This is a genomic window from Rhodobacter sp. P2_H5 (assembly GCF_056403335.1).
Window position 1 is genome coordinate 145,625 of the sequence record NZ_JBFUFS010000009.1, and the last position, 25,762, is coordinate 171,386.

19 protein-coding genes and 1 tRNA gene are annotated in these 25,762 nt (G+C 66.3%); 11 read left to right on the forward strand and 9 right to left on the reverse strand.

Annotated features, from left to right (window positions below; all coding sequences use genetic code 11):
* Nucleotides 1-66: 66 nt before the first annotated feature.
* Nucleotides 67-1,317, reverse strand: a complete 1,251-nt coding sequence (locus AC1DVR_RS14155) for a sarcosine oxidase subunit beta family protein (RefSeq protein ID WP_478001230.1) — start codon at nt 1,315-1,317, stop codon at nt 67-69.
* A gap of 529 nt (nt 1,318-1,846) precedes the next feature.
* Here AC1DVR_RS14155 and AC1DVR_RS14160 point away from each other — a divergent pair.
* The 9 genes from AC1DVR_RS14160 (at nt 1,847) to glpX (ending at nt 11,605) form a co-directional block, all read left to right on the forward strand.
* Nucleotides 1,847-3,520 (forward strand): TadE/TadG family type IV pilus assembly protein, encoded by a 1,674-nt coding sequence (locus AC1DVR_RS14160; RefSeq protein WP_478001231.1) that lies wholly within the window; start codon nt 1,847-1,849, stop codon nt 3,518-3,520.
* A gap of 262 nt (nt 3,521-3,782) precedes the next feature.
* The gene (locus AC1DVR_RS14165; RefSeq protein WP_478001232.1) at nt 3,783-5,504 is read left to right on the forward strand and encodes a Tad domain-containing protein; all 1,722 of its coding nucleotides are present in this window, start codon (nt 3,783-3,785) and stop codon (nt 5,502-5,504) included.
* Complete coding sequence (locus AC1DVR_RS14170) at nt 5,501-6,064, forward strand: TadE/TadG family type IV pilus assembly protein (protein WP_478001233.1); 564 nt, start codon at nt 5,501-5,503, stop codon at nt 6,062-6,064. Before AC1DVR_RS14165 ends, AC1DVR_RS14170 begins: the two co-directional genes overlap by 4 nt.
* Nucleotides 6,064-6,657 (forward strand): TadE/TadG family type IV pilus assembly protein, encoded by a 594-nt coding sequence (locus tag AC1DVR_RS14175; RefSeq protein WP_478001234.1) that lies wholly within the window; start codon nt 6,064-6,066, stop codon nt 6,655-6,657. Before AC1DVR_RS14170 ends, AC1DVR_RS14175 begins: the two co-directional genes overlap by 1 nt.
* A 126-nt stretch (nt 6,658-6,783) precedes the next feature.
* Nucleotides 6,784-7,695 (forward strand): pirin family protein, encoded by a 912-nt coding sequence (locus AC1DVR_RS14180; RefSeq protein WP_478001235.1) that lies wholly within the window; start codon nt 6,784-6,786, stop codon nt 7,693-7,695.
* A gap of 85 nt (nt 7,696-7,780) precedes the next feature.
* The gene (locus tag AC1DVR_RS14185; protein ID WP_478001236.1) at nt 7,781-7,996 is read left to right on the forward strand and encodes a hypothetical protein; all 216 of its coding nucleotides are present in this window, start codon (nt 7,781-7,783) and stop codon (nt 7,994-7,996) included.
* 82 nt (nt 7,997-8,078) lie between these two features.
* Nucleotides 8,079-9,377, forward strand: coding sequence for a homoserine dehydrogenase (locus AC1DVR_RS14190; RefSeq protein ID WP_478001237.1), 1,299 nt, complete (start codon nt 8,079-8,081; stop codon nt 9,375-9,377).
* A gap of 50 nt (nt 9,378-9,427) precedes the next feature.
* Nucleotides 9,428-10,555, forward strand: a complete 1,128-nt coding sequence (locus AC1DVR_RS14195; RefSeq protein ID WP_478001238.1) for a hypothetical protein — start codon at nt 9,428-9,430, stop codon at nt 10,553-10,555.
* 72 nt (nt 10,556-10,627) lie between these two features.
* Nucleotides 10,628-11,605 carry a class II fructose-bisphosphatase gene (gene glpX / locus AC1DVR_RS14200; protein ID WP_478001239.1) on the forward strand — a complete coding sequence of 326 codons (978 nt, stop codon included), beginning with the start codon at nt 10,628-10,630 and terminating at the stop codon, nt 11,603-11,605.
* A gap of 16 nt (nt 11,606-11,621) precedes the next feature.
* Here the strand turns inward: glpX and AC1DVR_RS14205 are convergent, their stop codons facing one another.
* Nucleotides 11,622-13,556, reverse strand: a complete 1,935-nt coding sequence (locus AC1DVR_RS14205) for a hypothetical protein (protein WP_478001240.1) — start codon at nt 13,554-13,556, stop codon at nt 11,622-11,624.
* 115 nt (nt 13,557-13,671) lie between these two features.
* Between AC1DVR_RS14205 and recJ the strand changes: the two genes are divergently transcribed.
* A complete protein-coding gene (recJ, locus tag AC1DVR_RS14210; RefSeq protein ID WP_478001241.1) occupies nt 13,672-15,408 on the forward strand; it encodes a single-stranded-DNA-specific exonuclease RecJ in 1,737 nt (578 codons plus the stop codon).
* 131 nt (nt 15,409-15,539) lie between these two features.
* A tRNA-Glu gene (locus tag AC1DVR_RS14215) sits at nt 15,540-15,614 on the forward strand.
* A gap of 73 nt (nt 15,615-15,687) precedes the next feature.
* Here the strand turns inward: AC1DVR_RS14215 and AC1DVR_RS14220 are convergent.
* The 7 genes from AC1DVR_RS14220 to glgX all read right to left on the reverse strand — a co-directional run bounded on the left by AC1DVR_RS14220 (nt 15,688) and on the right by glgX (nt 25,532).
* The gene (locus AC1DVR_RS14220; RefSeq protein ID WP_478001242.1) at nt 15,688-16,503 is read right to left on the reverse strand and encodes a transglutaminase-like domain-containing protein; all 816 of its coding nucleotides are present in this window, start codon (nt 16,501-16,503) and stop codon (nt 15,688-15,690) included.
* 96 nt (nt 16,504-16,599) lie between these two features.
* The gene (locus AC1DVR_RS14225) at nt 16,600-17,733 is read right to left on the reverse strand and encodes a sugar ABC transporter substrate-binding protein (RefSeq protein ID WP_478001243.1); all 1,134 of its coding nucleotides are present in this window, start codon (nt 17,731-17,733) and stop codon (nt 16,600-16,602) included.
* Nucleotides 17,734-17,791: 58 nt separating this feature from the next.
* Nucleotides 17,792-19,138 carry a sensor histidine kinase gene (locus tag AC1DVR_RS14230; protein WP_478001244.1) on the reverse strand — a complete coding sequence of 449 codons (1,347 nt, stop codon included), beginning with the start codon at nt 19,136-19,138 and terminating at the stop codon, nt 17,792-17,794.
* 279 nt (nt 19,139-19,417) lie between these two features.
* Nucleotides 19,418-21,223: an FAD/NAD(P)-binding protein gene (locus tag AC1DVR_RS14235; protein WP_478001245.1), complete on the reverse strand. Its 1,806-nt coding sequence runs from the start codon at nt 21,221-21,223 to the stop codon at nt 19,418-19,420.
* 4 nt (nt 21,224-21,227) lie between these two features.
* The gene (locus AC1DVR_RS14240) at nt 21,228-23,231 is read right to left on the reverse strand and encodes an AI-2E family transporter (RefSeq protein ID WP_478001246.1); all 2,004 of its coding nucleotides are present in this window, start codon (nt 23,229-23,231) and stop codon (nt 21,228-21,230) included.
* Nucleotides 23,228-23,383, reverse strand: coding sequence for a hypothetical protein (locus AC1DVR_RS14245; RefSeq protein WP_478001247.1), 156 nt, complete (start codon nt 23,381-23,383; stop codon nt 23,228-23,230). The genes AC1DVR_RS14240 and AC1DVR_RS14245 overlap by 4 nt, the downstream gene beginning before the upstream one ends.
* A gap of 94 nt (nt 23,384-23,477) precedes the next feature.
* Entirely contained in the window at nt 23,478-25,532 is a 2,055-nt protein-coding gene (glgX, locus tag AC1DVR_RS14250; protein WP_478001248.1) for a glycogen debranching protein GlgX, read from the reverse strand.
* Between the last annotated feature and the right edge of the window lie 230 nt (nt 25,533-25,762).

Below are 25,762 nucleotides of genomic sequence, written 5' to 3' on the forward strand. Positions count from 1 at the left end.
AAATATCCCCGCCGGAGGCTTCCACGGTTGAGATCATCACGAAGGGCGAAAGCATCATGGCACCCCTCAATGCAGGTTGTGCTGGCTGCCGGTGCCTTCTTCGTCCATGAGATGACCGGTGCGGAATCGGTCCAGACGGAAGCGGCGGGCGACCTCGTGGCTTTCGCCGGTGGCCATCAGATGCGCCATGCACCAGCCCGAGGCGGGGGCGGCCTTGAAGCCGCCGTAGTTCCAGCCGGCATCGACGAAAAGCCCGTCGATATGGGTCTTGTCGATGATGGGCGAGCCGTCGGGCGTCATGTCCATGATGCCGCCCCAAGACCGCAGCACCCGGGCGCGGGCCAGCATCGGCATCAGCGTCATGCCGGCCTCCATCACATGTTCGACCATCGGCAGGTTGCCCCGCGCGGCATAGGAGGCATACATGTCGATGTCACCCCCGAAGACGAGGCCGCCCTTGTCGGACTGGCTGATGTAGAAGTGGCCCATGCCGTAGCTGACGACATTGTCGATCACCGGCTTCAGCCCCTCGGTCACGAAGGCCTGCAGGACATGGCTTTCGATCGGCAGCCGCATCCCCGCCATGGCCGCGACCTGGGAGGAACGCCCGGCCACCACCATGCCGACTTTCCTGGCGCGGATCGGGCCTCGGGTGGTTTGCACGCCGGTGACCACGCCGCCGGAAATGTCGATCCCGGTCACTTCGCAATTCTGGATCAGATCGACGCCCAGCCGGTCGGCCGCGCGGGCATAGCCCCAGGCCACGGCGTCGTGCCGCGCGGTCCCGGCCCGGCGCTGGATCAGGCCGCCGTAGATCGGGAAGCGGGTCTGGTTGTAGTCCAGATAGGGCAGCATTTCCTTCAGCTGCGGCACCGAGAGGATCTCGGCATCGTCGCCCTGGTTGACGATGGCATTGCCACGCCGCACCGCCGCATCCCTCTGCCCGTCCGAATGGAACAGGATGATATGGCCGCGCTGCGAATGCATGACGTTGTAGTTCAGCTCGCCCTCCAGCTTCTCCCACAGTTTCAGCGAATGCGAGTAGAACTCGGAATTGCCCGGCAGGAAGTAGTTGGCCCGCACGATGGTCGTGTTGCGCCCGATGTTGCCGGAGCCGAGGTAGCCCTTCTCCAGCACCGCGATATTGCTCAGCCCGTGGTTCTTGGCGAGGTAATAGGCCGTGGCCAGACCATGACCGCCGCCGCCGATGATGATAGCGTCATATTCGGCCTTGGGGGCCGGATCGCGCCAGGCGCGGCCCCAGCCCTTGTTGCCCAGAAGCCCCTGGGTGATGACGTTCCAGCCCGAATAGCGCATCGCGGATTCCCTCTGGCCCCGGCTTAGGGTGCAGGGCCTGATTGTTGCGGGTTTTTCCATGTTATTCAACAGCGCGCCGCAAACAACTGGCCTGACAGCGACAGAAGATGTCGCACGCAGGCGGTGGCCGGTAGGATGGGCAATATTGCCCATCTTCCCGGACCGGCGCCAGTTCCACCGCCAGGCGGGGCACGGCAGGGGGGCGACCGGGCGGGGCTGGCGTAAGGTTAACCGCCGCGCGCTGAAACCCGCGCTTTTGCCGCCGGCAATTTCCCAGGGCTGATTCGGCCCCCGGGGCGATTTTGGCGCCATTGTGGCAGTCAGGGCGGAGGCTGCCGCATCCGTACTGTTGCGACCACTGCGACAGTCGCAAGGCTGGGTCCGGGGTTGTTTCCCGCACCCCCGGCAAAACCCGGGATCTGACAAATATGCCTTTATTTCGCCTCAACTTCTGGGCAAATCGAAGGCGGTGGGGCGTCAAGGATCGGGCCGGAATTTGGACCCGTTGTGGTTATTGGGAAGCGCTGCCATGTTTAATGACATCCAAGACAGTTTTACCCGGTTGCGCCTTCGGGCCCGGCGGTTTCAGCGTGACGAGAGCGGGGCGCTCATCGTCTTCGGGCTGATGGTCATGGTCCTGATGCTGATGATCGGCGGCCTGGCCGTCGATCTGATGCGCTATGAGAACACCCGCACCAAATTGCAGAACACGCTGGACCGCGCCACGCTGGCCGCGGCCTCGCTGGACCAGAAGCTGGTGCCCGCCTCGGTCGTGCAGGATTACATGCAGAAGGCCGGGCTGATGGACCAGATGAAGAATGTCCAGGTCACCGAAGGCATGAACCAGCGCGTCGTCCACACCACGGGCCTCGCCGATACGCAGCCCTTCTTCCTGCACCTGCTGGGCATCAACAAGTTCGACGCCCCCGCCGCCAGCCAGGCCGAACAGGCGATCAGCAATGTCGAGATCGTGCTGGTGCTGGACGTCTCGGGCTCGATGTCGGGGCAGAAGATCGCCAGCCTCAAGGTCGCGGCGGACGAGTTCGTCGATACCGTCACCGCCAATGACACCCACCACAAGGTCTCGATCGCGATCGTGCCTTACAACGCCCAGGTCAACATCGGGCCGCAGCTGGCAGCGAAGTTCAATCTGACCAACCGGGCCGGTGTCACGGATGTCAATTGCGTCGAGATCCCCTCCACTGCCGCGGCAACACAGGCCCTGTCGCTGACCGCGCCGATGCCGATGATGGCCTACGCCGATATCGTGGGCGCGACGAGCAAGGTCAGCACCTTTGTCTCCCCGATCGATGTGAGCTTTGGCGCGCCCTCGCTGGTGCAGACCGGGGCTTACAAGGGCACGTTCAACGGCTCGTTCTGCCCGCCCTCCAAGGTCAATGTCGTCCGCCTGCCGGGCAGCGACCCCACCAAGCTGAAATCACAGATCGACGCGATGGTGGCCGGTGGCAACACCTCGATCACGCTGGGGATGAAATGGGGGGTCACGCTGCTCGATCCCTCGATGCAGCCGGTCTATGCGCAGTTCATCGCCTCGGGCGACATGCAGCCGGAACTCGCCGGGCGGCCGCTGGCCTATGACCCGACCAAGGTGCTGAAGATCATCGTCCTGATGACCGATGGCGAACATGTGGCGCACAACCGGATCACCGACGCCTACAAGACCGGTCCCTCGCCGATCTACAGAGCCGGCGACGGCAATTACTCGATCCAGTTCACCTCGGGCCGCCCGACCTGGGCCGGGTCCAACACCTGGTTTGTTCCGCATCTGAGCAAGTGGCAGAGCACGGCCTATGCCGGCGGCGGCACCGCCGTCCAGCAGGACTGGGCGCAGATCTGGGCCAACATGCGCCAGACCTATGTCGCCTGGCAGTTCTACGCCCGGGCGCTTGGCAGCAGCGCGACCTCGCCGAGCTCCAGCGCCTATAACAACGCCATCTCGGCCATGGTGGCGACCTATGCCCAGGTCAACGAGATGGACGCGAGCCTGCAGACCTCGTGCAACCAGGCACGGGCCAATGGCGTCCAGATCTATGGCATCACCATCGAGGCGCCCACCCATGGCAACGAGGTGATCACCAACTGCGCCGACCCGGACCGCACCTTCATCTCGGACCGCAACACGATCCGTTCGGTGTTTCAGACCATCGCGGCCAACCTGACCCAGCTGCGGCTGACCCAATAGGCCAAAGGCGTCGCCGCCCCCTGCTGCGGGGCGGCGCCTGCCGCAAGGCCACCCGGCTCTTTGCGGCCACATTTCAGCACGCGGCCGGCCGCGAACCGTGTCTTGGGCCTGCGTAACCTGCCGAAAAGGCCCGAGATGATCCCAATGCACGCACAAACCCGACATAATTTCGCCCCAAGCCTTACGCTATATGCTTCCTGCAGAACTGCGTCATGGCGCGCACCGATTCCGGTGTGCGGCCTGTTGTCAGGGGATGGTGGACATGGAAACGAAGGCTCACGAGGGGATGCAGAGGGACGTCACGGATCGGCGCGGAGTTTGGCGCTTCGGTCACGACGAAACCGGCTCGCTGACGGTTTTCGGCCTTATCTTCATGCTGTTGATGATCATGATGGGCGGCATCGCGGTGGACGTGATGCGCTATGAGGCCCGCCGCACCGCTGTACAGAACACGCTGGACCGCTCGACCCTGGCCGCGGCCTCGCTGACCCAGGACCGCGATCCGACTTCGGTGGTGAACGATTACTTCTCCAAGGCGGGCGCCCTGTCCTATCTAAAATCCGTGACCGTGACCCAAGGGTTGAACTTCCGCAACGTCAACGCCAAGGCCGAGGCCGCCACCGACCCGATGTTCCTGAACATGCTGGGCGTGAAGAATTTCGACGCCGGCGGCAATTCGACCGCCGAACAGCGCATCAACAATGTCGAGATCATGATGGTGCTCGACGTGTCGGGCTCGATGGCCTCGAACAACAAGCTGGTCAACCTGAAGAACGCGGCCAACCAGTTCGTCTCCACCATCCTGACCAATGACGCCGAGCACAAGATCTCGATCGGGATCGTGCCCTTCAACGGCCAGGTCAACCTCGGCCCGACCCTGCGCGCCAAGTTCACCATGTCCTACCCCAACACCCTGCCCGGCGCGACCACGAGCCAGGCCGGGGTGGATTGTGTCGACCTGCCAAGCTCGATCTACAGCAGCTATGCCGTCTCGACCACGACGGCCCTGCCGATGACGGCAAACGTCGACACCTATTCCGGCACGGGCACCTCGACGCCGAACGAGGYGAACAAGTGGTGCCCGGTCACCAATGGCTCGACCTATTACACCGGCAACCCGGCGGGTTCGGGCGGCAATATCGTTCGCCTGCCGCAGCAGGACACCGCGACGCTGCAAGGCTACATCAACGGTCTGCAAGCGGTGGGCGCCACCTCGATCAACGCCGGGGTGAAATGGGGGATGACGCTGCTCGACCCCTCGATGCAGGACATCTACACCGACGCCATCACCAACGGCACAATGCCCGTCACCATGACGAACCGCCCGCTGGCCTATGACGCCGACGACGCGATGAAGGTTCTGATCCTGATGACCGACGGCGAGAACTTCCAGGAAGAGCGCGTCAACGACGGCTTCAAGACCGGCCTGTCGCCGATCTGGCAGGGCACCAGCGACAACAGATATTCGGTCTTCAGCGCGGCCAAGGTGAATTCGTCGAATTCCACCAACCTGTGCAACAGCCGGCCCTATTGGGTGCCGACCGCCAACGCCTGGCAATCGCGGCCGTGGAACGGCACGACGCCGACCAGCACGGCCTGCTATGTGCCCAGCACCACGACCACGCCGACCGGCGCCACCAACCGCACCTGGCCCGAGATCTGGCAGAAGATGGGCATGCAATATGTGGCCCAGACCTTCTATGCGACGCCCAGCATCAACTCCTATTCCAACCAGATGGCGCTGTTCCGCAGCCAGACCGCGACGACCACGATGGACACCCAGATGCAGGCCGCCTGCACCGCGGCCAAGAACGCCGGCGTGATCATCTATGGCATCGCCTTCGAGGCGCCCACCAACGGCCAGACCCAGATCGCCGCCTGTTCCTCGGGGCCGGCCAATTACTTCGACGCTTCGGGCATCCAGATCTCCACCGCCTTCGCCGCCATCGCCAACAACATCAGCCAGCTGAGGTTGACCCAATGATCCGCTCGCTCGGCGGCCAACGCCTGCGCCGCCTGCTCGCCCGGCTGCTTCCGGCCTACCTGCGCCGCGAAGATGGCACCGCCTCGATGGAGTTCGTGCTGGTCGTGCCGGTCATCTTGTTGATCTTCATGGCCTCTTTCGAAAGCGGCCTTCTGATGACGCGCGAGATCCTCCTGGAGCAATCGGTCGACATGACCATGCGCGAGCTGCGGCTTGGGCATTATGCCAATGTGACCAATACCTTGCTCAAGAATGAAATCTGTGCGCGGACGATCATTTTCCCCAATTGCCAGAGCAGCATCAAGATCCAGCTCGACCGCGTCAGCACGACGACCTGGAGCTTTCCGGCCACGCCCACCACCTGCATCAACCGCGCCACCCCGGCCGAGCCGGTGACCACGCTGAAATATGGCGAGCCCAATGACCTCATGCTGATCCGGGTCTGCGTGACCTTGCCGGCCCTGTTTCCCGGCACCGGAATGGCCTTGAAACTGTCGGTGGATTCGGCGGGCGACTATGCCCTTGTGACACGCAGCGCCTTTGTGGTGGAGCCGATCTGATGCAACAGGCCGCACCCGGGATGATCCAGCGTCTATGCCGCCCGTTCACCCGGTTCTGGCGCAGCGAAGAGGCCGCGATCGTGGCCGAAGCGGTCATCGTGCTGCCCGTGCTGCTGTGGGCCTATGTCGGGCTTTTCGTCTATTGGGACGCCTTCCGCTCGCTTAACACCGTGCAGAAAGCCGCCTATACCGTATCGGACATGATCTCACGCGAGCGGGTCGGGCTTTCGACCAGCTATATCGCGGGCATGAACAAGGTGGTGCAGTATCTGATCGACCCGGATCAGAAATCGACCATGCGGGTGACCTCGGTCAGCTACAGCGATGCCAACAAGCGGTTCGAGGTGCATTGGTCGCGCACCACCAACAGCGTGACCATGCCGGTGCAGACCACCACGACCCTGAAGAACTACGCCAGCCAGATCCCCGCCATGTCGCCGGGCGACTATGTGGTGATCGTCGAGGTCAAGGTGCCCTATACCCCCGCCTTCAACACCTTCATGGGCGACCAGACCTTCAGCGAGTTCATCGTGACCCGGCCGCGTTTCCTGACCTGCATCGCCATGGACAGCATCCCCTGCCCGGTGACCTGACAGGCCCGGTGTCGGCGGAGTTCTGTGCGCAGATGCGCGGTCGCCCCGCGCCCATCGCAGAACCCTTGCACTGGCGCAGGGCGCAACCGCGTCCTACCTAAGGCAAAGCTGCTTCAGGAGGCCCCCATGTCGATCCGTCCCGTCAAGAAAAGCCATCTCGCCCGGCCCACGGTCGAAGGCGCCGGCGTGCATCTGCATCGCGGCTTCGGTTTTGGCCAGACCTCGGACACCGACCCTTTCCTTTTGTTCGACGATTTCCGCGGCGAGAAGCCGCGCGATTACAAGGCCGGTTTCCCCTGGCACCCGCATCGCGGGATCGAGACGATCACCTATGTCCTTTCGGGCTCGGTCGAGCATCGCGACAGTCTGGGCAACCGCGGCACGCTGAAGGGCGGCGATGTGCAGTGGATGACGGCGGGGTCGGGCATCATGCATCAGGAGATGCCCTTCGGGAACGGCAAGGGCCAGATGCACGGCTTTCAGCTCTGGGCCAACCTGCCCCGGTCGCTGAAGATGACCAAGCCGCGCTATCAGGACATCAAGGGCCGCGACATTCCCGAGCTCAAGGAAGACGACGGCACGGTGATCAAGGTGATCGTCGGCAATTACCTCGGCAAATATGGCCCGGTCGATGGCATCGCCGCCGATCCGCAGTATCTGGACATCTTCGTGCCCGAGGGCCGCCGCAAGACCTTCAAGGTCGACACCCGCCGCAATGCCTTTGCCTATATCTTTGAAGGCTCCGGCAATTTCCGCGACGCCAGCCGGCCGCGCGGCGTGCTGATGGAGAAAGAGGTCAACGGCCAGGAGGTCAACATCCGCGACCTTTCCGGCAACCGGACGCTGATTACCTTTGGCGCGGGGGATGAGGTGACGGTGCAGGCCGGGCCGCAGGGGGTGCGCTTCCTTCTGATCTCGGGCAAGCCGATCAAGGAGCCGGTGGCCTGGCACGGCCCGATCGTGATGAACAACGAGGCCGAGATCCGCCGTGCCATGGCCGAATTGCGCAACGGCACCTTCGTGCGGCCCGAACATTGAGGCGCCCCGGCGCGGAGATGCGAAGAACTTCGCCCAAGCCGTGCGGAATGGGTGCAAAGCCCGGCAAGGGGCGCTAGAAGGGCTCATGCGTTATGTGATCCTTGCCCTTCTGCTCTCGGCCTGCACGGCCTATCCCAAGATCGACTGGCCCGCAGGGTCGGGCACGGTCCCGGCGCCCAAACTTTTGCCGCAGTCCGAGCTTCTGCCCGCCCCCGCCGCGACCGACCCCGGCCCCGCCTTGGCGGGCCGTGCCGGGGCATTGCGCAACTGGGCCACCACGCCGCCTCCTCCGGCGCAGTAAGCCTGCGGAGGGACACGCCGCCGCGTTGCGCTGCGCTTGCGAAACGGCTAACAGGCTGTGCAGCAGTCAGACGAGGTCCCAGATGAGCCAGAACCAACTTCCCGCCCTTCGCATCGGTCTGGCTGGCCTGGGCACCGTGGGCATCGGCGTGGTCAAGATCGTGCAGCGCCACGGCGACCTGATCGCCGCGCGCACCGGCCGCCGGGTGGAAATCGTGGCGGTGTCCGCGCGCGACCCGAAGAAGAACCGCGACGCCGACCTGTCCGGTTACGCGTGGGAGACCGATCCCGTCGCCTTGGCCCGCCGTCCGGATGTCGATGTCTTCATCGAGGTGATGGGCGGCCATGAAGGCCCGGCCCGTCTGGCCACCGAAGCCGCCATCGCCGCCGGCAAGGATGTGGTCACCGCCAACAAGGCGCTTCTGGCGCATCACGGTCAGGCCTTGGCGCTCGCCGCCGAGGCTGCAGGCCGGGTGATCCGCTTCGAGGCTGCCGTCGCCGGTGGCATCCCGGTGATCAAGGCCCTGACCGAGGGCCTCGCCGCCAACCAGCTGCGCCGCGTCATGGGCGTGATGAACGGCACCTGCAACTACATCCTGACCCGGATGCAAAGCGCCGGCCTGCCCTATGACACGGTCTTTGAAGAGGCACGCCAGCTCGGCTACCTTGAGGCCGACCCGAACCTGGATGTCGGGGGGATTGATGCGGGCCACAAGCTGAGCCTGCTGGCCGCCATCGCCTTCGGCACCAAGGTGTCCTTCGACGCGGTGGAGCTGGAGGGGATCGGCGCCATCTCGATCGACGATATCAATCTGGCCGCCGACATGGGCTACCGGATCAAGCTTCTGGGCGTGGCGCAAGTCACCGGGCGCGGGCTGGAACAGCGGATGACGCCCTGCCTTGTGCCCGCCGACAGCCCCTTGGGCCAGTTGCAGGGCGGCACCAACATGGTGGTGCTGGAGGGCGACAGCTCGGGCCAGATCGTGCTGCGCGGCCCCGGCGCGGGCGAAGGCCCGACCGCGAGTGCGGTGATGTCCGACGTTCTGGACCTTGCCCGCGGGTTGCGGCTGCCGACCTTCGGCCAGCCTGCGACCAGCCTTGCCACCCCGGTCGCCGCCAAGACCGCGACGCCCGCGGCCTGGTACATGCGGATGACGCTGCTCGACAAGCCCGGCGCCTTGGCCAAGATCGCCACCTGTCTGGGCGAGGCCGGGGTCTCCATCGACCAGATGCGGCAATACGGCCATTCCGGCGCCAATGCTCCGGTGCTGATCGTTACGCACAAGGCGACCCGCGACGACATCGACCACGCGATGAGCCGCTTTGCCGCCACCGGCGTTCTGGTGGGCGCACCCGTCGCCTTGCGCATCGAAGAGGTCTGACTTGACTTGAGGCGGCCACAGGCGGACGCTTCCCTTCGGGGAGGCGCATCATGTGGCTGCGAGTCTTCTTCTGTCTGTGTTTGACCGGTCCTGCCCTGGCAGAGCCCTTGGCCGGGGCCGATGACCCGGCGTTTCGCGCGGCCCTCGCGGCCGTGACTGAGGCCGATACCCCTGACGCAAGGCAAGCCCTGCGCGCGCAGGCCGAGGCCGGGAATGCCGCGGCCCAGGTGGCCCTGCCCGTGGTGGAGGCCTGGTGGCCCTATGACGGTCTCCTGCAAGACCGTCAGGCCCTGCGCAAGATCGGCGGGCACTGGACCTCGGATCTGGCCAGCGCCGCCTCGGGTGCGCAAGCCCTGTGGCAGGGTGGTGCAATCTCGCCCCTGATGCCGGATCAGGTGAACCGGGCGCTCGGGCTTTACAAACTGGGCGAGGACCGCAGGGGCGATGCGCTCTTGGAGGCCTGGGTCAACCACATGCCGGATGCGGCGGCCCTGCCGGAGGGCTTTGCCGACCTGCCCGCCGCGCCCTTGCTCAAGGCGCTGATCCTGTTGCGGCACCTGACCGCAGGCGATGCCGCGACCGTGCCGGTGTTGCAGCACTGGCTGGATCAGGACCGGATCGAGGGCTGGATGGTGCTGGCCGAAGTGACCGATCATTACCCCGGCAGTCCCGGCCCGGCGCTGACCCAGGGCCTCGGCTCCGGCCCCGACCGGGCAAAGCGGCTGGAGGATGGCCGCCGCGCCGTCACCCTGTTGTGGCGCGATCAGGCGCCGCGCCCTCTGCCCGCGCCAGATGTCGAGATGGTGCTGCACGACCTGCTGCCCAGACCGCAATTTGCCCCGGTCCGCGCCTATTGCGCGGCGCGCTGCCCCGATGACCCGCAATCCTGTGCGGCGGCCTTTGCCGGTCTCCTCGGCGCGCCACGGACGGCGACGACGGCCCTGACGCCGCCCGTCGCGGTGATGGAGACCACCGCTTTCTTCGCCACGCCGCGCGGCGAGCAGGTCCTGCTCGGGTCCGCCACGAAGCATCATCTTGGACTCGACCATGCGCCCGACCCCGCCGCCGCGCTTGTGAAAAATCCGGCCTTTCAAGCCATCCGCCAGCAGGATGCCTGTTTTGCAGCCGGACTGGAGCGGGCCCTGACCCGCTTCCCGCAGGCCAAGCAGGACGGTTAGCGCAATCATCCTTGCGACAATCCGGCCTCCCGGCTAAGCGGGCAGAAAGCCCCGCCGCAAAAGGATATTCCCATGCCCACTGCCCCCGCTGGAGTTCTGGAGTTTCAGGACCGTCTCTTGTCCCTCGGTCTCGCCCGCGTCTCTGAGGCGGCGGCTTTGGCCTCGGCCCATCTGATCGGGCGTGGCGACGAGAAGGCCGCCGATCAGGCCGCCGTCAACGCGATGCGCGACCAGCTGAACCTTCTGGACATCGCCGGCGTCGTGGTGATCGGCGAGGGCGAGCGCGACGAGGCGCCGATGCTGTTCATCGGCGAGGAAGTCGGCACCGGCAAGGGCCCGGCGGTGGATATCGCGCTGGACCCGCTGGAGGGCACCACGCTGACCGCCAAGGACATGCCCAACGCCCTGACCGTGATCGCCATGGCGCCGCGCGGCACCATGCTCCACGCCCCCGACGTCTATATGGAAAAGCTGGCCATCGGGCCGGGCTTCAAGCCGGGCACCGTGACCTTCAACATGTCGCCTTCCGAGCGCGTCTCGGCCCTGGCGGCGGCCAAGGGGGTTTCGACCCATGACATCACCGTCTGCGTGCTGGAACGCCCGCGCCACGAGGCGCTGATCGAAGAGATCCGCTCCACCGGCGCCTCGATCCGTTTGATCACCGATGGCGATGTGGCGGGTGTCATGCACTGCGCCGAGCCGGATGTGACCGGGATCGACATGTACATGGGTTCGGGCGGCGCACCGGAAGGCGTGCTGGCGGCGGCGGCGCTCAAATGCATGGGCGGGCAGTTCTTCGGCAAGCTGATCTTCCGCAATGACGACGAGAAGGCCCGCGCCCGCAAGGCCGGCATCACCAATTTCGACCGGGTCTATACCCGCGACGACCTGGTGCGCGCCGATGTGATCTTTGCGGCGACCGGGGTCACCTCTGGCTCGCTCCTCTCGGGGATCAAGCGCGAGCCGGGTCATATCACCACCGAAACCATCCTGATGCGCTCCAAGACCGGGTCGGTGCGGCGCATGACCTACCGCAGCCCGATCAAGTAAGCCGGTCCAGCGGGGTTCAGACCAGCAGGAAATCCGCAAGGTGCAGCGTGAACAGCCCTTTCAGCTCGATCTGGAAGTCGGCTGTTCCGTCGCCCGTGAGATCGGCCGAGATCAGGGTGATGTCATGGGCGGTGCCGGCGGGGTTATACTTCTGAAAACGCAGCTCGCCCGCGACGCTGTGAAAGGCGTTGTTGCCGATGAAGGTGAAGGGCGTCTTGCCATTGCCGAAATTGCCATCGGCGTCGATGGCGGCCAGGTCGATGCGGTCGAGGTCGGTCTGGCTGAAATCGAAGATCACATCGCGGGTCAGCTTGTCCTTGCCCGAATGGGTCGCGGCGCTGAACACAAAGCGGTCAGCGTCCAGACCACCACGCATCACGTCGCGGCCATAGCCGCCGAGCAGGGTATCCGCCCCAGCCCCGCCGCGCAGGTTGTCATCGCCGTTGTTGCCGTTGAGGTAATCCGCCCCATCCCCCCCGATCAGCATGTCGTTGCCAAAGCCGCCATCCAGGCTCGCCCCCGCGTTCGAGGCGTGCAGCGTGTCGTCGCCGCCCAGGCTGTTCAGCTTGTTGACCGTATACCCCAGCGCATCGTTCGAGGCGGTCAGGCTGTCGTTGCCCGAACCTGAGACGAAGCTCACAGCCTCGACCCCGGTGATCCGGGTGCCATCGGCAAGGACCACGGTGGCCGCGCTGAAATTCGCGGTGAAGGCGCCGGTATAGGCCGAAAGCTCCAGCGTCAGCGCATCGCGCCCGCTGCCGCCGCTGATGTTCGCAGGACCCGTGCCGGCCATCGAATAGCTGCTGGTCAGGTAAAGCGTGTCATCGCCCGCCCCGCCGTTCAGATGGCTGCGCCCGTTGTAGCTGCTCAGCGAATCGTTGCCGTCGCCGCCCGACAGGGTGGCCTGGCCGTTGCCGCCGATCAGCGTGTCATTGCCGCCCTCGCCCTGCAGGTTGACCTGCGCCGTGCTGGAGAAATCGACCCGTGCAAAGTCATCGCCAAGCCCCGCCTGCAGCGTGGTCTGGCCCGAGCGCAGGTTGATCACGTCATTGCCGCCGCCGGTCAAAAGCGTGGCGCTGCCGGAGTACAGATCCAACGTGTCGACCTCGTCGCCGCCGGTGAAGGTAATGCTGCCGCTGGTGCTGACCGAGGTCTGGATCTTGACCGCTTCGAAGCCGGAGAAATGGGCAAAGACCGTGCCCTCGGCGGTCATCGTGCCGGCGGCCACGTCGATCTCGACCGCGGTGAAGAAGGCCTGGCCGTTGCCCCAGGTCAGGCTGTCACCCGTGCCCCGGCCGCCCTCCAGCTGCATGGCGCCGCTGCCGGTGGTGGGCAGGCCGTAAAAGCTGATCGCATCATTGCCGGCGCCGCCCTTCAGCACCCCGCCCTGGAAGGTCGACACATTACTGTAGGAATTCAGGATCGTATCATTGCCGGCGCCACCGGTGATCGTGTTCGACCCGCTGCCGCCGACGACGTAAAGGGTCTCGAAGTTGACATAGGTCGCGCCGTTGACCCCTCCGACGATGGGCTGGAAGGTCGATCCCATGGTGATCGAGATCGACTGGCTGAACCCGGTCAGGGCCAGCAGATAAAGCGTGTCGCTTCCGGTGCCGCCATCCACCACCTGCCCGGTGCGGATTGCCGAGACCTGGATCGTGTCATTGCCCGACCCGCCATAGATCTGATCGCCCTGCGAGGCCGAGATGATCGTGTCGTCGCCGCCATTGCCATGCATGACATTGTGTTCGACGGTATCGATGTCGCTGCCGCCGCTCAGATAATCGTTGCCCGAGGCGCCGTTCAGCACATCATCGCCGCGGTCTCCGAACAGCTCATCGCCGCCCGCAATGGCGGTCAGGGTATCGGCGCCATCGCCGCCATAAATGCGGTCGCCCGCTGCAGAAGCCGTCACATTGTCGGGGCCGGGGCCAAGCACAACATTGGTCATGTCAAACTCTTTCCTGCAAAATGGGGGGGCTTAATCTCGCCACATTGCCATTCGATTCCCAAGCTGGCAAGCGCCGGGCTTGCATGGCGGCGCGGGGCGGTGCATCCCCGGGTCCATGACTGCATTTCTCAACGTCGAATCGTCGCTCACCGGACGCCGCTGGTCCGGCCCCACGCCTGAGGCCTCCCGCCTTGCCGAGGCCATGGCGCAGCGCACCCGCCTGCCCCTCGCCCTGTGCCAGACGCTGGTCGCGCGCGGCGTGGCGCCCGAAGGGGCCGAGGCCTTTCTCGCCCCCGCCCTGCGCGACCTGCTCCCCGACCCGATGACGCTGCGCGACATGGGGCTTGCCGCCGAGCGGCTGGTCCATGCCGTGGCGCGGCGCCAGCGCATCGCGGTGTTTGCCGATTACGATGTAGACGGCGGTTCTTCGGCGGCCCTGCTGATCATCTGGCTGCGCCATTTCGGCCTCACGCCGACGCTCTATATCCCCGATCGGATCGACGAGGGCTATGGCCCCAACGTCCCCGCCATGGCCACGCTCGGGGCGGCGCATGACCTGATCCTCTGCGTCGATTGCGGCACGCTGAGCCATGAGCCGATCGCCGCTGCCGGCTGCGATGTCGTGGTGCTGGACCACCACCTTGGCGCCGAAACCCTGCCCCCCGCGCTGGCCGTGGTGAACCCCAACCGCCAGGATGAAGAGGGCACGCTGGCCCATCTCTGCGCCGCCTCGGTCGTCTTCCTCTTGCTGGTCGAGACCAACCGCCGCCTGCGCGCCAAGGGCGAACAGGGGCCGGATCTGATGGCGATGCTGGATCTTGTGGCCTTGGCCACTGTGGCCGATGTGGCGCCTTTACTGGGCGTCAACCGCGCCTTTGTGCGACAGGGGCTGAAGGTCATGGCGCGGCGCGACCGCATCGGATTGCGCGCCCTGTCCGATATCGCCCGGCTGGATCAGGCGCCCTCGGCCTATGCGCTTGGCTTCGTGCTTGGCCCCCGCATCAATGCCGGGGGCCGGATCGGTCAGGCCGACCTGGGCGCAAGACTTCTGTCCACCGACAATCCGGCCGAGGCGACGGCGCTGGCCGCAAGGCTCGACGCCCTCAACACCGAACGCCGCGAGATCGAGGCGCGGGTGCGCGAACTGGCTCTGGCCCAGGTCGATGCCCATGGACCGGAAGGTGCGCTCGCCTGGGCGGCCGAGGATGGCTGGCATCCCGGTGTCGTGGGCATCGTCGCGGCACGGGTGAAAGAGGCCACCCATCGCCCCGCCGTGGTGATCGGCTTCGAGGGCGACATCGGCAAGGGTTCGGCCCGCTCGGTCAGCGGGGTTGACCTTGGTGCGGCGATCCAGCGGCTGGCGGCGGAAGGTCTGATCGAAAAGGGCGGCGGTCACAAGATGGCGGCGGGCCTGACCCTGACGCGGGCCCAGCTTCTGCCCGCCATGGAACGGCTGGAGGCTTTGCTGGCCAAACAGGGCGCGGGCCAGGGCGGCGCGGGGGATCTGGCGATCTCCTCCCTCCTGATGCCGAGTGCGGCCACAACCGCGCTGATCGAACAGATCGAGGAGGCCGGCCCCTTCGGTGCCGCAGCCCCTGCCCCGCGCTTTGCCTTCGCGTCCCAGCGCATCTCGGCCCGTCGGATCGGCGAGACCCATCTGCGCCTGACCTTCGGCGAGGCCGAGGGCGCCCGCATTGAAGCCGTGGCCTTCAACGCCTTCGACACGCCCCTGGGCGCGGCGCTGGAGAACCCCGGCCACCGCAGCTTTCACCTCGCCGGAAAGCTGGAGATCAACCACTGGAACGGCCGCAGCAAGGCCCAGCTGCGTCTGGAAGACGCCGCCGAGGCCTGAGCCCGAAGGCCCGAAGGCCCGAACCCCGATTCCGACCCCGGTCGCAGCTTCGCCTCAAGTTCATGGCTCGACCCGCAAATTTCCTCTTGCGCGCCGAACCGAGCTTGATTAGTAACCGCCGCACACAGCGTGGCCCGTTCGTCTATCGGTTAGGACGTCTGGTTTTCAACCAGGTAAGAGGGGTTCGACTCCCCTACGGGCTGCCACCTCCCCCCCTATTCTGACGACCCGGACAGGCTCTTGCGAACCCATCCGGTTTGCGTCTGCTTCAGGTGCGGATCAGGCCGCGACAGCAAGAACCTCGTCGCAATTGACCGCGAACTGGGTGATGGCGATCTGGCCGAATGAGGTGATCATCGGCACATCCACCGCATCGCGGCCCTCGACCATTTTCACGCGGCCGATGCGGGGGGTGTTGTGGCGGGCGTCGACCGTATACCAGCGGCCGCCGACATAGACCTCGACCCAGGCGCAGAAATCGCCCGGCCCGGCATAGGGCACGCCGATGTCGCCGAGGTAGCCGCTGACATAGCGCGCCGGGATGTTGAGCGCGCGGCAGAGCGTGATCGTCAGATGAGCAAAGTCGCGGCAGACGCCCTGCCTTTCGTTGAAGGCATCCTGCGCGGTCTTGAAGGCGCTGGCATAGCCGTAGCCAAAGCTGATGTGGCCATGCACGAAATCGAGGACCGCCTGCACGCGCGACCAATCCTCCGGCAGGTGGCCGAAGCGCGACCAGGCCTCGGTCATCAGCACATCGGACTGGCAATAGCGGCTGGGGGCGAGGAATTGCAGCACCTCGTGCGGCAGCTGTTCCACCGGGGTGATCCGGGCCGAGGGGTCGATGAAATCGGGCTGGCCGTGGTCTTCGACCGTGCCCTGCCATTGCAGGCGCAGCGGACCGGAGCCGGCCGCGACGCGCAGGCGCCGGTTGCCGAATGCGTCGATGAAGGGGGTGACGGCGCCATAGGGGTTCAACGTCAGGTCGGATTGGGAGACCAGGCGCGCCTCCTCTTCGGGGCGCAGGCTCAAGGCCAGCAACAGAGGGGCCGCGCCATAGCGCTGGATGGTGATGTCGAACCCGATCTGGATCTTCATGGGGGGCCTCTTGTCTTGGTGGAATGCCTCCATAAGAGCTGAGCGGCCGAAAGGTTCCCCGGTCGGGCGGAAAATTCCGGGGCGGGAAAACCGGGATCAGGGGCCTTCCGAGGACCAGGGGAAGTTGATGAAATCGGCCCGGCTGTCGTAGCAGGTATTGCCGTAGAAGCGCAGGTAGGCGTCGCGCCGGGCCGGGTCGGCATAGACGGCGGCGGGGTCGGCGATGTCGGCCTCATAGCCGGGCAGGCTCTCGGCGGTCAGGGCGATGGGCAGGATGTCGATGGCCTGCGGGATGCTGCGCCCGGCCAGCCAGTCGGCGGCGTGGCGCCCCATCGCATAGCCGAAGACCGAGGCGGCGAGGCTGATGCTGGCCTTGTAGGGGCTGCCGGGGCGGCGGAGTTCGGCCACGGCATCGGCCTCGCCGTCGATGCCGCCGAAGAACTGGTCGGGCCGGGCGAGGCCGGCATCGCGCATCGCGGACAGCGCGCCCATCACCACGGTATCGGCGCCCAGCACCACGTCGATGCGGGGTTCGGCCAGAAGGATGGTCTGCATCGTGGCATAGCCGCCGGCATTGTTCACCGTCTCGGGCGAGATGTCGGCCACGATCACCGCGCCCGGCACCTTGTCGAGCTCCGCGCGGATCGCAGCGAAGCGCGGGGCGAGGAAGCCCAGGCTGTCATGGGTCAGGATCACCACATTGGCCTTGCCGCCGAGGTGGCGCCGGATGTAATCGGCCGCCGCATTGCCCAGCGCCTGGCCGGTCAGAAATTGCGGCGCGTTCAGGATCGTGGTGGCGGGCGGTGCGACGATCGTGCCGACATAGGCGCCCGAGGCGATCATGTCCTTGGTATGGGGGGCCAGCGCCGCCGCGTCGATCGGGGCCGCAACCACCGCCCCGACTTGGGCCGCGCGAAAGGCGTCCATCTGCGCCGACATCCGGGCGGGGTCGTTGTCGGCGGTGGTCGCCTGATAGGTCAGGCCACTCTCCTTGGCGGCGATCTCCAGGCCGTGGCCGATGCCTTTCATGAAATCGCGGTCGTTGTCGCTGTCAAAGGCCAGCACCGGGCTGAGGTTGGGCGGCGGCGTGCATGGCGCGGCCTTGGCGTCGAAAGGGGCGAGGACGACCGGTTTGGTCATCCCCTCGCCCCGGTCCTGCGCCGAGGCGCCGGCAAGGCCAAGGCCGATCACGGCGGCGGCGGCGAGGTGTGCGGTCGTGAACTTGCGCATCGTCATCCCTTGTAACCCAACAGGCCATCGCGTGAGGCCATCGCTTCAGACCGTCGCCTCAGGCGGCCGGCAGGATCAGCCGCGCCGAGGTGCCGGGCTGGCGCATCGCATATTCGACCCGCCCGCCCAGGCTCGCCGCCAGGGCTGTCACCAGCTTGGTGCCAAGCCCGGTGCCCTGCAGGACCGGCTCCGCGGCACGCCCGACGCCATCATCCTCGACCCGCAGTTCGGCAGAACCGCCTTCGGCCTGGGTCAGCGTGACGCGGATTTCGCCCCGGCCATTGGGATAAGCGTACTTGAAAGCGTTGGTGACCCATTCCGCCGCGATGATGCCAAGGCTGACGCTCTTGTCGGTCGGCAGCGACAGCTGGGCAATCTCGGGTTTCAGGAAGGACTGGTGCCCGCTGGCGCGCATCGAGGTCTCCAGCTGCTCCAGCAGGCTGGGCAGGAAATCCCCCAGCTCGACCGATTGCACATCGCCCGAGGTGTAGAGCTTCTTGTGGACCAGAGCTACGGCATTGATCCGGTTCTGGGTCTCGGACAGGGCGGCGCTGGTTTCGGGGCTTTTGGAGGCGCGGGCCTGCAGGCTGACCATCGAGGCCACGAGAGCCAGCGAATTGGCGACGCGGTGGTTGACCTCGGCCAGAAGGACCTGGGCGCGGTCGCGGGCCATGGTCAGTTCGGTGGTACGCTCGCGCACGCGCTGTTCGAGGCCCGCATTGGCCGCGATGACATTGTCCTGCGCCCTGCGCAGGCTGGCCACGAAGCCGCGGATCACCCAGCCGGTCGCCGCCACCACCAGAAGGATCAGAACCGCCGCGGCCAGGATGATCTGGCTCAGCTGATGCAACCCTTCGTTCTGGCGGACCATGTTGGCATCCAGCTCTTCGTTGGCGTGACGCTCGATGCTGGAGAGGAAGACATTGGCCTCGTCCATCAGCGCCTTGCCCCGGTTGGTGCGCAGAATCGCGAGCGCCTCGTCATCGCGGCCCTCGCGCTTCAGCGCGATGGTGCGGTCCAGCTCGTCGAATTTCTCGCGCACGAGCGGGTCAAGCCGTTTCAGAATCTGCTGGGCGCCGCTGTCGCCGCTCAAAAGCAGGGTCAGCTTGGCAAGCTGTTGAAAGGCCCGCACTTTGGCGGTGCCGAACGGAGCCAGATAGATCTCGTTGCCATTGTTCAGAAAGCCGCGCTGGCTGGATTCGGCGGCCTGGATTCCATAACGCAGCTCGGATGCGGCGGAGGCTATGTCGCGCGACTGGACCCCGGCGCCAAAGTCGGATTGCGCCCGCAGCGTCAGCCGGAAGGTGAAGGCAACCATCAGGGTAAGCGCCACGAAGCCGATCACCATCAGCAAAGCCGATGCGCGCCGCGCCCGCCTGGCTCTTTTCACGATCTGAGCCGGCATGCCCGCCATCTTTCCACCGCCACTGTCTTGCGCTGCACCGACCGTCCCTTCGTCTGCCACATTGGCACTCCCTAGCACGCTAACATACCGGACGCACTTGCCAACCTTCTCTTTCGCGGCGCTGCAGCCAAACGTCGGCTTTGCGCCCATGACGTAGGGACAGGCCGGAAGCGCAGGGCGACCGCACGATGCGGGCCGCCACGCCATGTCGCGGCGGGGTTGCGCTTGCGCGGCCCAGATCCCGGCCACGCGCGCGCGGAGAGGATGCGCTGCGCAACGTCATCCCACCAGCGCCTCTGACGCGACGATCCGCGCCAGATCGGCGCAATTGGCCAGACCCTGCGAGAAGGGGTAACGGGCAATCACCTGCGGCATGGCCAGGCAGTAGATCGCAGGCCCACCCGCCCCGCGCGCGAGGTCGAGGCGGAACGGGGCCAGAAGATCGGCCGAAGGCTCCGCCAGCGCCGCCACAAGCGTCGGAAAGGGCAAGTCGGACAAGGCCTCGGCCGCCTGGCCCCGCGCGTCGATCATCAGATCGAGGCTGCGGGTCCCATCCGGCAGGGTGAGGGTGATCCCGCCCGCCGGCGCCTGTGCGATGGCCTCGTCGCCGCCGGTCCCCACAAGGTCCAGAACGCCCGCCTCGAACAGGGCCAGCACGCGGGCCACCGACCGATCGGGAACCGCGGCATAGCTGTCCGCAAAGACCGGCATCAGATGGGTGGTGAAGACCTGCCAATCCGCCGGGGTCAGGGCGCGCAGGGCGGCGTCGAACTCCTCATGGCCGCGCAGGAGGACCGAGCGGTGCGGCACGGTTTCCTTGCGGCGTAGCGTGTCGCGCGATTGGGCCAGCGTGGCGCGCAGCGAGCGCAGGCCGCCCAGCTCCTGACGCCGGGCGAAATAGGCTTCGGCAAAGCCCGGGATGCTGCGGGCCTCGGGGCCGAGGCTGTCGAGCCAGGCCGGGTCGGCAGCGTCGAGATCGGCCAGAAGCAGGGCAAAGACCCGGTCCAGCAGGCCTTCGCTTCCCGCGGCCACAGCTTCAGCCAGCGCGGCGGAGGTCAGGTGGCGCAGGGGCTCGTAAGGGTAGGTGTAAAAGAAATCCGCCTCGGGCATGATGCCCCGGCGCGACACCATGGTCAGCCGCAGATCGCTGGCGTCTTCCTTGGGGAACCACCGGAGCTGCGCGCCCTCCTCCTGAAAGGTGCCATGCGCCTGGCCCAGCGCCACCGCCACGTCGATCGCCGAGAGGGAGGAGCCGAGGATGCCGATCCGCAGTGGCGGCAATTTCACCAGGGTTGCGACGGGCCAGGCCGAGACCAGTGTGACATCGCCCAGCTTGGGCTCTTGCGGCCAGTGGTGGCCGGTCGCAATCGCCACGGTGCCAAAGGTGAAACGCCGGGCGCCCTGCGGGGTCTGGACGAGGCAGGTGCTGTTGCCGGCCTCCCCCGGGATAATGTCGGTCACCCGGTGCCGGGGCAGCACGCGCACGCCATGCCCGCGCGCCCGCGCCGCCTCGCACAGGGCGGCGAACTCGGCGGTGAAATAGGCGCCGAGCAGCAGGCGCGGGTAAAAGCTGCGGGAGGTCAGATCGGCGCGGCTGAGGTTCCAGCGCGCCAGTTCGCGGTCGCTGAGGCTGCGCAGCCAATCCAGAAGCGGCTGGGTCACCGAGGGGATTTCCCGGCTGAACGCGTTGCCGAGCATGAAATCCGCGTTCATGTCGGCGCGGTAAGGCATGCCGGCGCCGGGGGTGTCGCTCGCCTCCAGCACCGTGATGTCAAGGAGGGCGGTGCTGTCCATCGCGTCGGCGCGGTTGATCAGGTGCTTGAGCAGGTAAACCGCCATCGGGCCACTGCCGACGAGGCCCCAGGACTGCGCCCGCAGGGGCGTTCTGAAGGTTTCTGCCGTGGCGTCTGACGATCGGTCTGCCTGCAAGCTTGTGCCCCGCCTCTTCCCGATTGGTTGCAGAAGACAACCCGCATCGCGGCGAAGCGTTCCCGCCCGACGCGAATTTTCCCGCGCTTTACACCCTGCGCCGCCCTGCCCCGTCGCAAGACGCCGCAGCCCGCCCTGACTTGCGTGCTGCGGCACCGGATCAGGCCGCGGGCCGCGCCCCGTAGCCCAAGGCGGCGCGTCTTGGCCGCGGGGTCAGCGGCACGGCGGGAGCCTCGGTGAAGGCCGCCTTGCAGGCGTCGTCCATCGAGCGGACGGCGAAGTCGGCGCCGATCTCGCGCGCCTGCTGCAGGGTCGCCTCGGTCACCGGCGGCAGCATGCCGCTGTCCTGGCCCTTGTCGGTCTCTTCGGGCGTGTCCTGCCAGATCACCACCCCGACGCGCAGCCCAGGCATCGCGCGCTTGATGCGGCGGATGTGCAGGAAAGAGGCGCGCGAGGGTTCGGTGTCCAGAAAGCTGAAGATTACGCAGTTCAGGCCCGCGGCCGACAAGGCCTCGAAATTGGCCAGTGTCAGGTCGTGATGGGTCTGAAAGCTGGCCCCGGCGCCGTGGGTCCGCAAGACCTGCGCCAGCATGGCTGCGGCCGCATCATCGAGATCGCTGCGCGCCCCCATGCAGAGCACGCGAAAGCCCGCCCCGTCCAGCGCCGTGCCCTGCGGGTCGGCATCGGCCTTCTGCGCCTCGACCACCTCTTCCTCTGCGGCGTCCGACAGGTTGGCCACCATCTGCTGCACCGCCCCGGCCAGCCGGGTCTGCTGCTCGGATTTCAGCACACCGCGCAAATGGTCGTGCTGGGCGATCTGCAGGGCGGGAATGCCGGTGTCGCGGTAGAACTCGGACAGGAACTGGGTCTCCAGCGCCTCTTCGGCCAGAACGGCGGCCTCGGCCACATCGCCGACCAGAAGGCGCTGGTACAGACGCGAATGCGGCGCCAGCGCCGGTTCATCGCCCAGAAGGATGTCGAAAAGCTCGAACTGTGGCATGTGGCGGCCCAGAACCACAAGGCAGACCGTCAGGGGCGTGGACAGAACCAGCCCCAGGGGCCCCCAGAGCCAGGTCCAGAACACCGCCGAGACGATGATGCCAAGAGGGCTGATCCCGGTGCGCGAGCCATAAAGCCAGGGCTCGATCACGTTGGAGGTCACCAGCTCGACCGTGCCGAAGAGCGCGATGGTCCACAGGACCGCCGACCAGTCGGGCGAGACGGCAAAGGCCAGGAACAGAGGGAAGGCCGCCGCAAGAAACGAGCCGATATAGGGCACAAAGCGCAGGACCAGCGTCAGAAGCCCCCAAAGCACCGCATTGGGCACCCCGATCAGGAACAGGCCAAGGCCGATGGGCAAAGCGTAGATCACGTTGACCAGAAGCTGCACCAGAAGGTACTGCGCCACCCGGTCGCCGGCATCGCTGAGAACTTGCGTCGTGCGGTGCAGGTCGTTCGAGCCGACCAGACGGATGAAGCGGTCGCGCAGGTCGTCGCGCTCCAGCAGCATGAAGATCACGACCACGATGACCAGACCGACCGTCGCGATCGGGCTGAGCAGGGGCAGAACCACATCGCGCAGGATCGTCAGCGGGCGCTGCGAATCCACCATCTGCACCGACAGGGGCGCCGGCGCCGCGGGGGCGGTGCTGCCGGTGGGCTGGGTGGCGGAAGGCGGGGTGCTGCCGCCGCCACCGACCTCGTTGTTGATCGTGGTGATCATCTGGCCGATGCGGCCCAGGATGCTGTTATGGCCCCCCGCCTCGCGCAGGGTGTCAAGCTTGTGGATGATATTGGCCTGAAAGGTCGGCAGGTTCTGCGCCAGCGTGGACAATTGCGAGCCCACGATCAGCATGAAGATCGCGATGGCGATAAAGGCCACGCAGACGACCAAAAGCACCGCAGGAATGTTCGGCACCCCCATCTTGCGCAACCGCGACACCGGCGGCGACAGCGCGAAGGCGATCAGCGTCGCGATGGCCAAGGGTAGCACCACGTCCTTGGCAAAATAGACCGCGGCGATGACGGCCGCGATCGTGGCGAGGGTCGGCAGCGTGATCTTGCGGGCGCGCCAGCCGGTCACCTCGGCCTCCGGCGCGCTCAGCGTCTGTCGGGCGAGTTGCGCCGGCACGAAATCCGCGCCCTCCAGCGCAGGACGCGTCACAGGTCACACCGGCGCACCGGGCGACGGCAGACCGGGGCGGCGCACCGGACCAGCGCGGCCTGAAGAGCCGGGGCGCGCGCCAATCCGACGGCAGCGCAGAAAAGCGCCCCGGCAATCATGGTCAGAACGGCGAGAAGGGCGGGATCGGTCATGTCGGCTCCGAATGCTGAGGGCGAGGTGGGCGCGGGAAAGATGCGAACGAAGGCGAAGCGGAGAAGCGGGTGGTGAACGTGCGGCGACAGGCGGTCAGACCGCCTTATAGACCTGTACCGATTGCCAGCCCATATCGACAGCACCCTCCGGCGTGCCGCTGACCGCGATATCTTCGGCGGCGGTGTCGATCAGGGCCTGCCAGCGCCCCTCGGGCAGGACAAAGCGGGTGTCATCGCCGGCGTTGAGCAGGATCAGAAGGTCCGACCCGGCGCCTGACAGGTGCAGGCCCAGACAGGTCGCGTCGGGGTTTTGCCAGTCCTCATCGGTCATGGCGCGGCCTTCGGGGTGCAGCCAGCTCGCAACCGGGGCCAGGGAGCCCGGCGTGCCGTCGCCGAACTGGCCCTGCGACAGGCCGGTTTGCCGCCGCAGCGCGGTGAGGCTGGCCACGGCCGCAATCAGCCGCCCGTCCGCCTTGGCCCAGTCGAGCCAGGCGGTCTCGTTGTCCTGGCAATAGGCGTTGTTGTTGCCCTGCTGGCTTTGGCCGAATTCATCGCCGGCCAGCAGCATCGGCACGCCCTGCGACAGCATCAGCGTGGCGAGCATCGCCTTGGCCCGTCGCAGGCGCGCCTCATTGATGCCGACATCCTCGGTCGGGCCTTCGGCGCCCAGATTGTCGGACAGGTTGTTGTCATGCCCGTCGCGCCCGTCTTCGCCGTTCGCCGCATTGTGCTTGTCGGAGTAGGACAGCGTGTCCCACAGGGTGAAACCATCATGGGCGGCCAGGAAGTTGACCGAGGAGGTCGCGGGCCGGCCGGAATGGTTGAACTGGACCGGCGAACCCAAAAGCCGCTCCGGCATAGCGGGCAAGAGGCCCTTGTCGCGCCGCCAGAAGGCGCGGGTGTCGTCGCGGAACTTGTCGTTCCACTCGCGGAAGGGCCAGGGGAAGCCGCCGACCTGATAGCCGCCCGCGCCGATATCCCAAGGCTCGGCGATCAGCTTGACCGTCGACAGGATCGGGTCCTGCTTCATCGCGGCAAAAAAGGTGCCGTCACGCTCAAAACCAAAGGATTCCCGGCCCAGCGTTGCGGCAAGGTCAAAGCGGAAGCCGTCGACATGGCAGACCTGCACCCAATAGCGCAGGCTGTCGAGCACCATGCGCAGGACGGTCGGGTTGTCGATGTTGAGCGTGTTGCCGCAGCCCGTGGTGTCGAAGCTGTGGCGCGGGCTGTCGGGCGACAGCAGGTAATAAGAGGCATTGTCGATGCCGCGGAACGACAGGGTCGGCCCCATCTCGTTGCCCTCGGCGGTGTGGTTGTAGACGACATCCAGGATCACCTCGATCCCCGCCGCGTGAAAACGTTTGACCGCCTCCTTCACCTCGCGCACCGAGCCGGATTTCAGGTAATCGGCATGGGGCGCGAAAAAGCCGAGCGAGTTGTAACCCCAGTAGTTCGACAGGCCCTTTTCCAGCAGGTGGCGGTCCTGGACGAAAGCATGGATCGGCAAAAGCTCCACCGCCGTCACACCGATGCGTTGCAGGTGGGCGATGACCTCGGGATGGGCCAGCCCCTCGAAGGTGCCGCGCAGTGTCTCGGGGACGGCGGGGTTGTTGCGGGTCAGGCCTTTGACATGGGCCTCGTAGATCACGCTGTCTTCCCAGCGGGTCAGAAGCGCCTTGTCGATATCCCAGTCAAAGCTCGGGTCCACCACAACGGCCTTGGGCATGAAGGGGGCGCTGTCGCGGGTGTCGAGGCTCAGATCATCCTGGCCGACCTTGTAGCCGAAGAGGGCGTCATCCCAGACCAGCGCACCGCGCAATTCACGGGCATAGGGGTCGATCAGCAGTTTGGCGGGGTTGAAGCGGTGGCCGGCCTCCGGCGCATGCGGCCCGTGCACCCGGTAGCCATAGACCTGCCCCGGCGCCACGCCCGGCACATAGCCGAACCAGATCTCGCCCTCATGCATCGGCAGATCGACGCGGTCGATCTCATGGCGGCCGTCCTCGGTGAAAAAGCACAGCTCCACCCGGGTGGCATGGGCGGAATACAGGGCAAAATTCACCCCCGCGCCGTCATATTCCGCCCCCAGCGTGTCGGGACGCGAGGCGGCGCGGTCGATGGAAAACGGCTCAAAGCGGCTGTCGGGCATGAAGAGAATTCCTTGATGCGGCCCGGCGCACCCGCGAAGGGACCGGCAGGGACCGGCCCCGAGGGGGCTTGCGGAGCGATTGCAGCCTCAACGTCAGCAAAAGGGCAGCGGTTCCGCCGCGGATGAAAATTGCCCGCGACGCTGGTGCTTTCGGGCTGCGGATCGCGCCCCGGCGCCGGGGCCGATCGGCGCCGCCGCGATCGGCGGTTTTCGGCCCAGGTTCACACGCA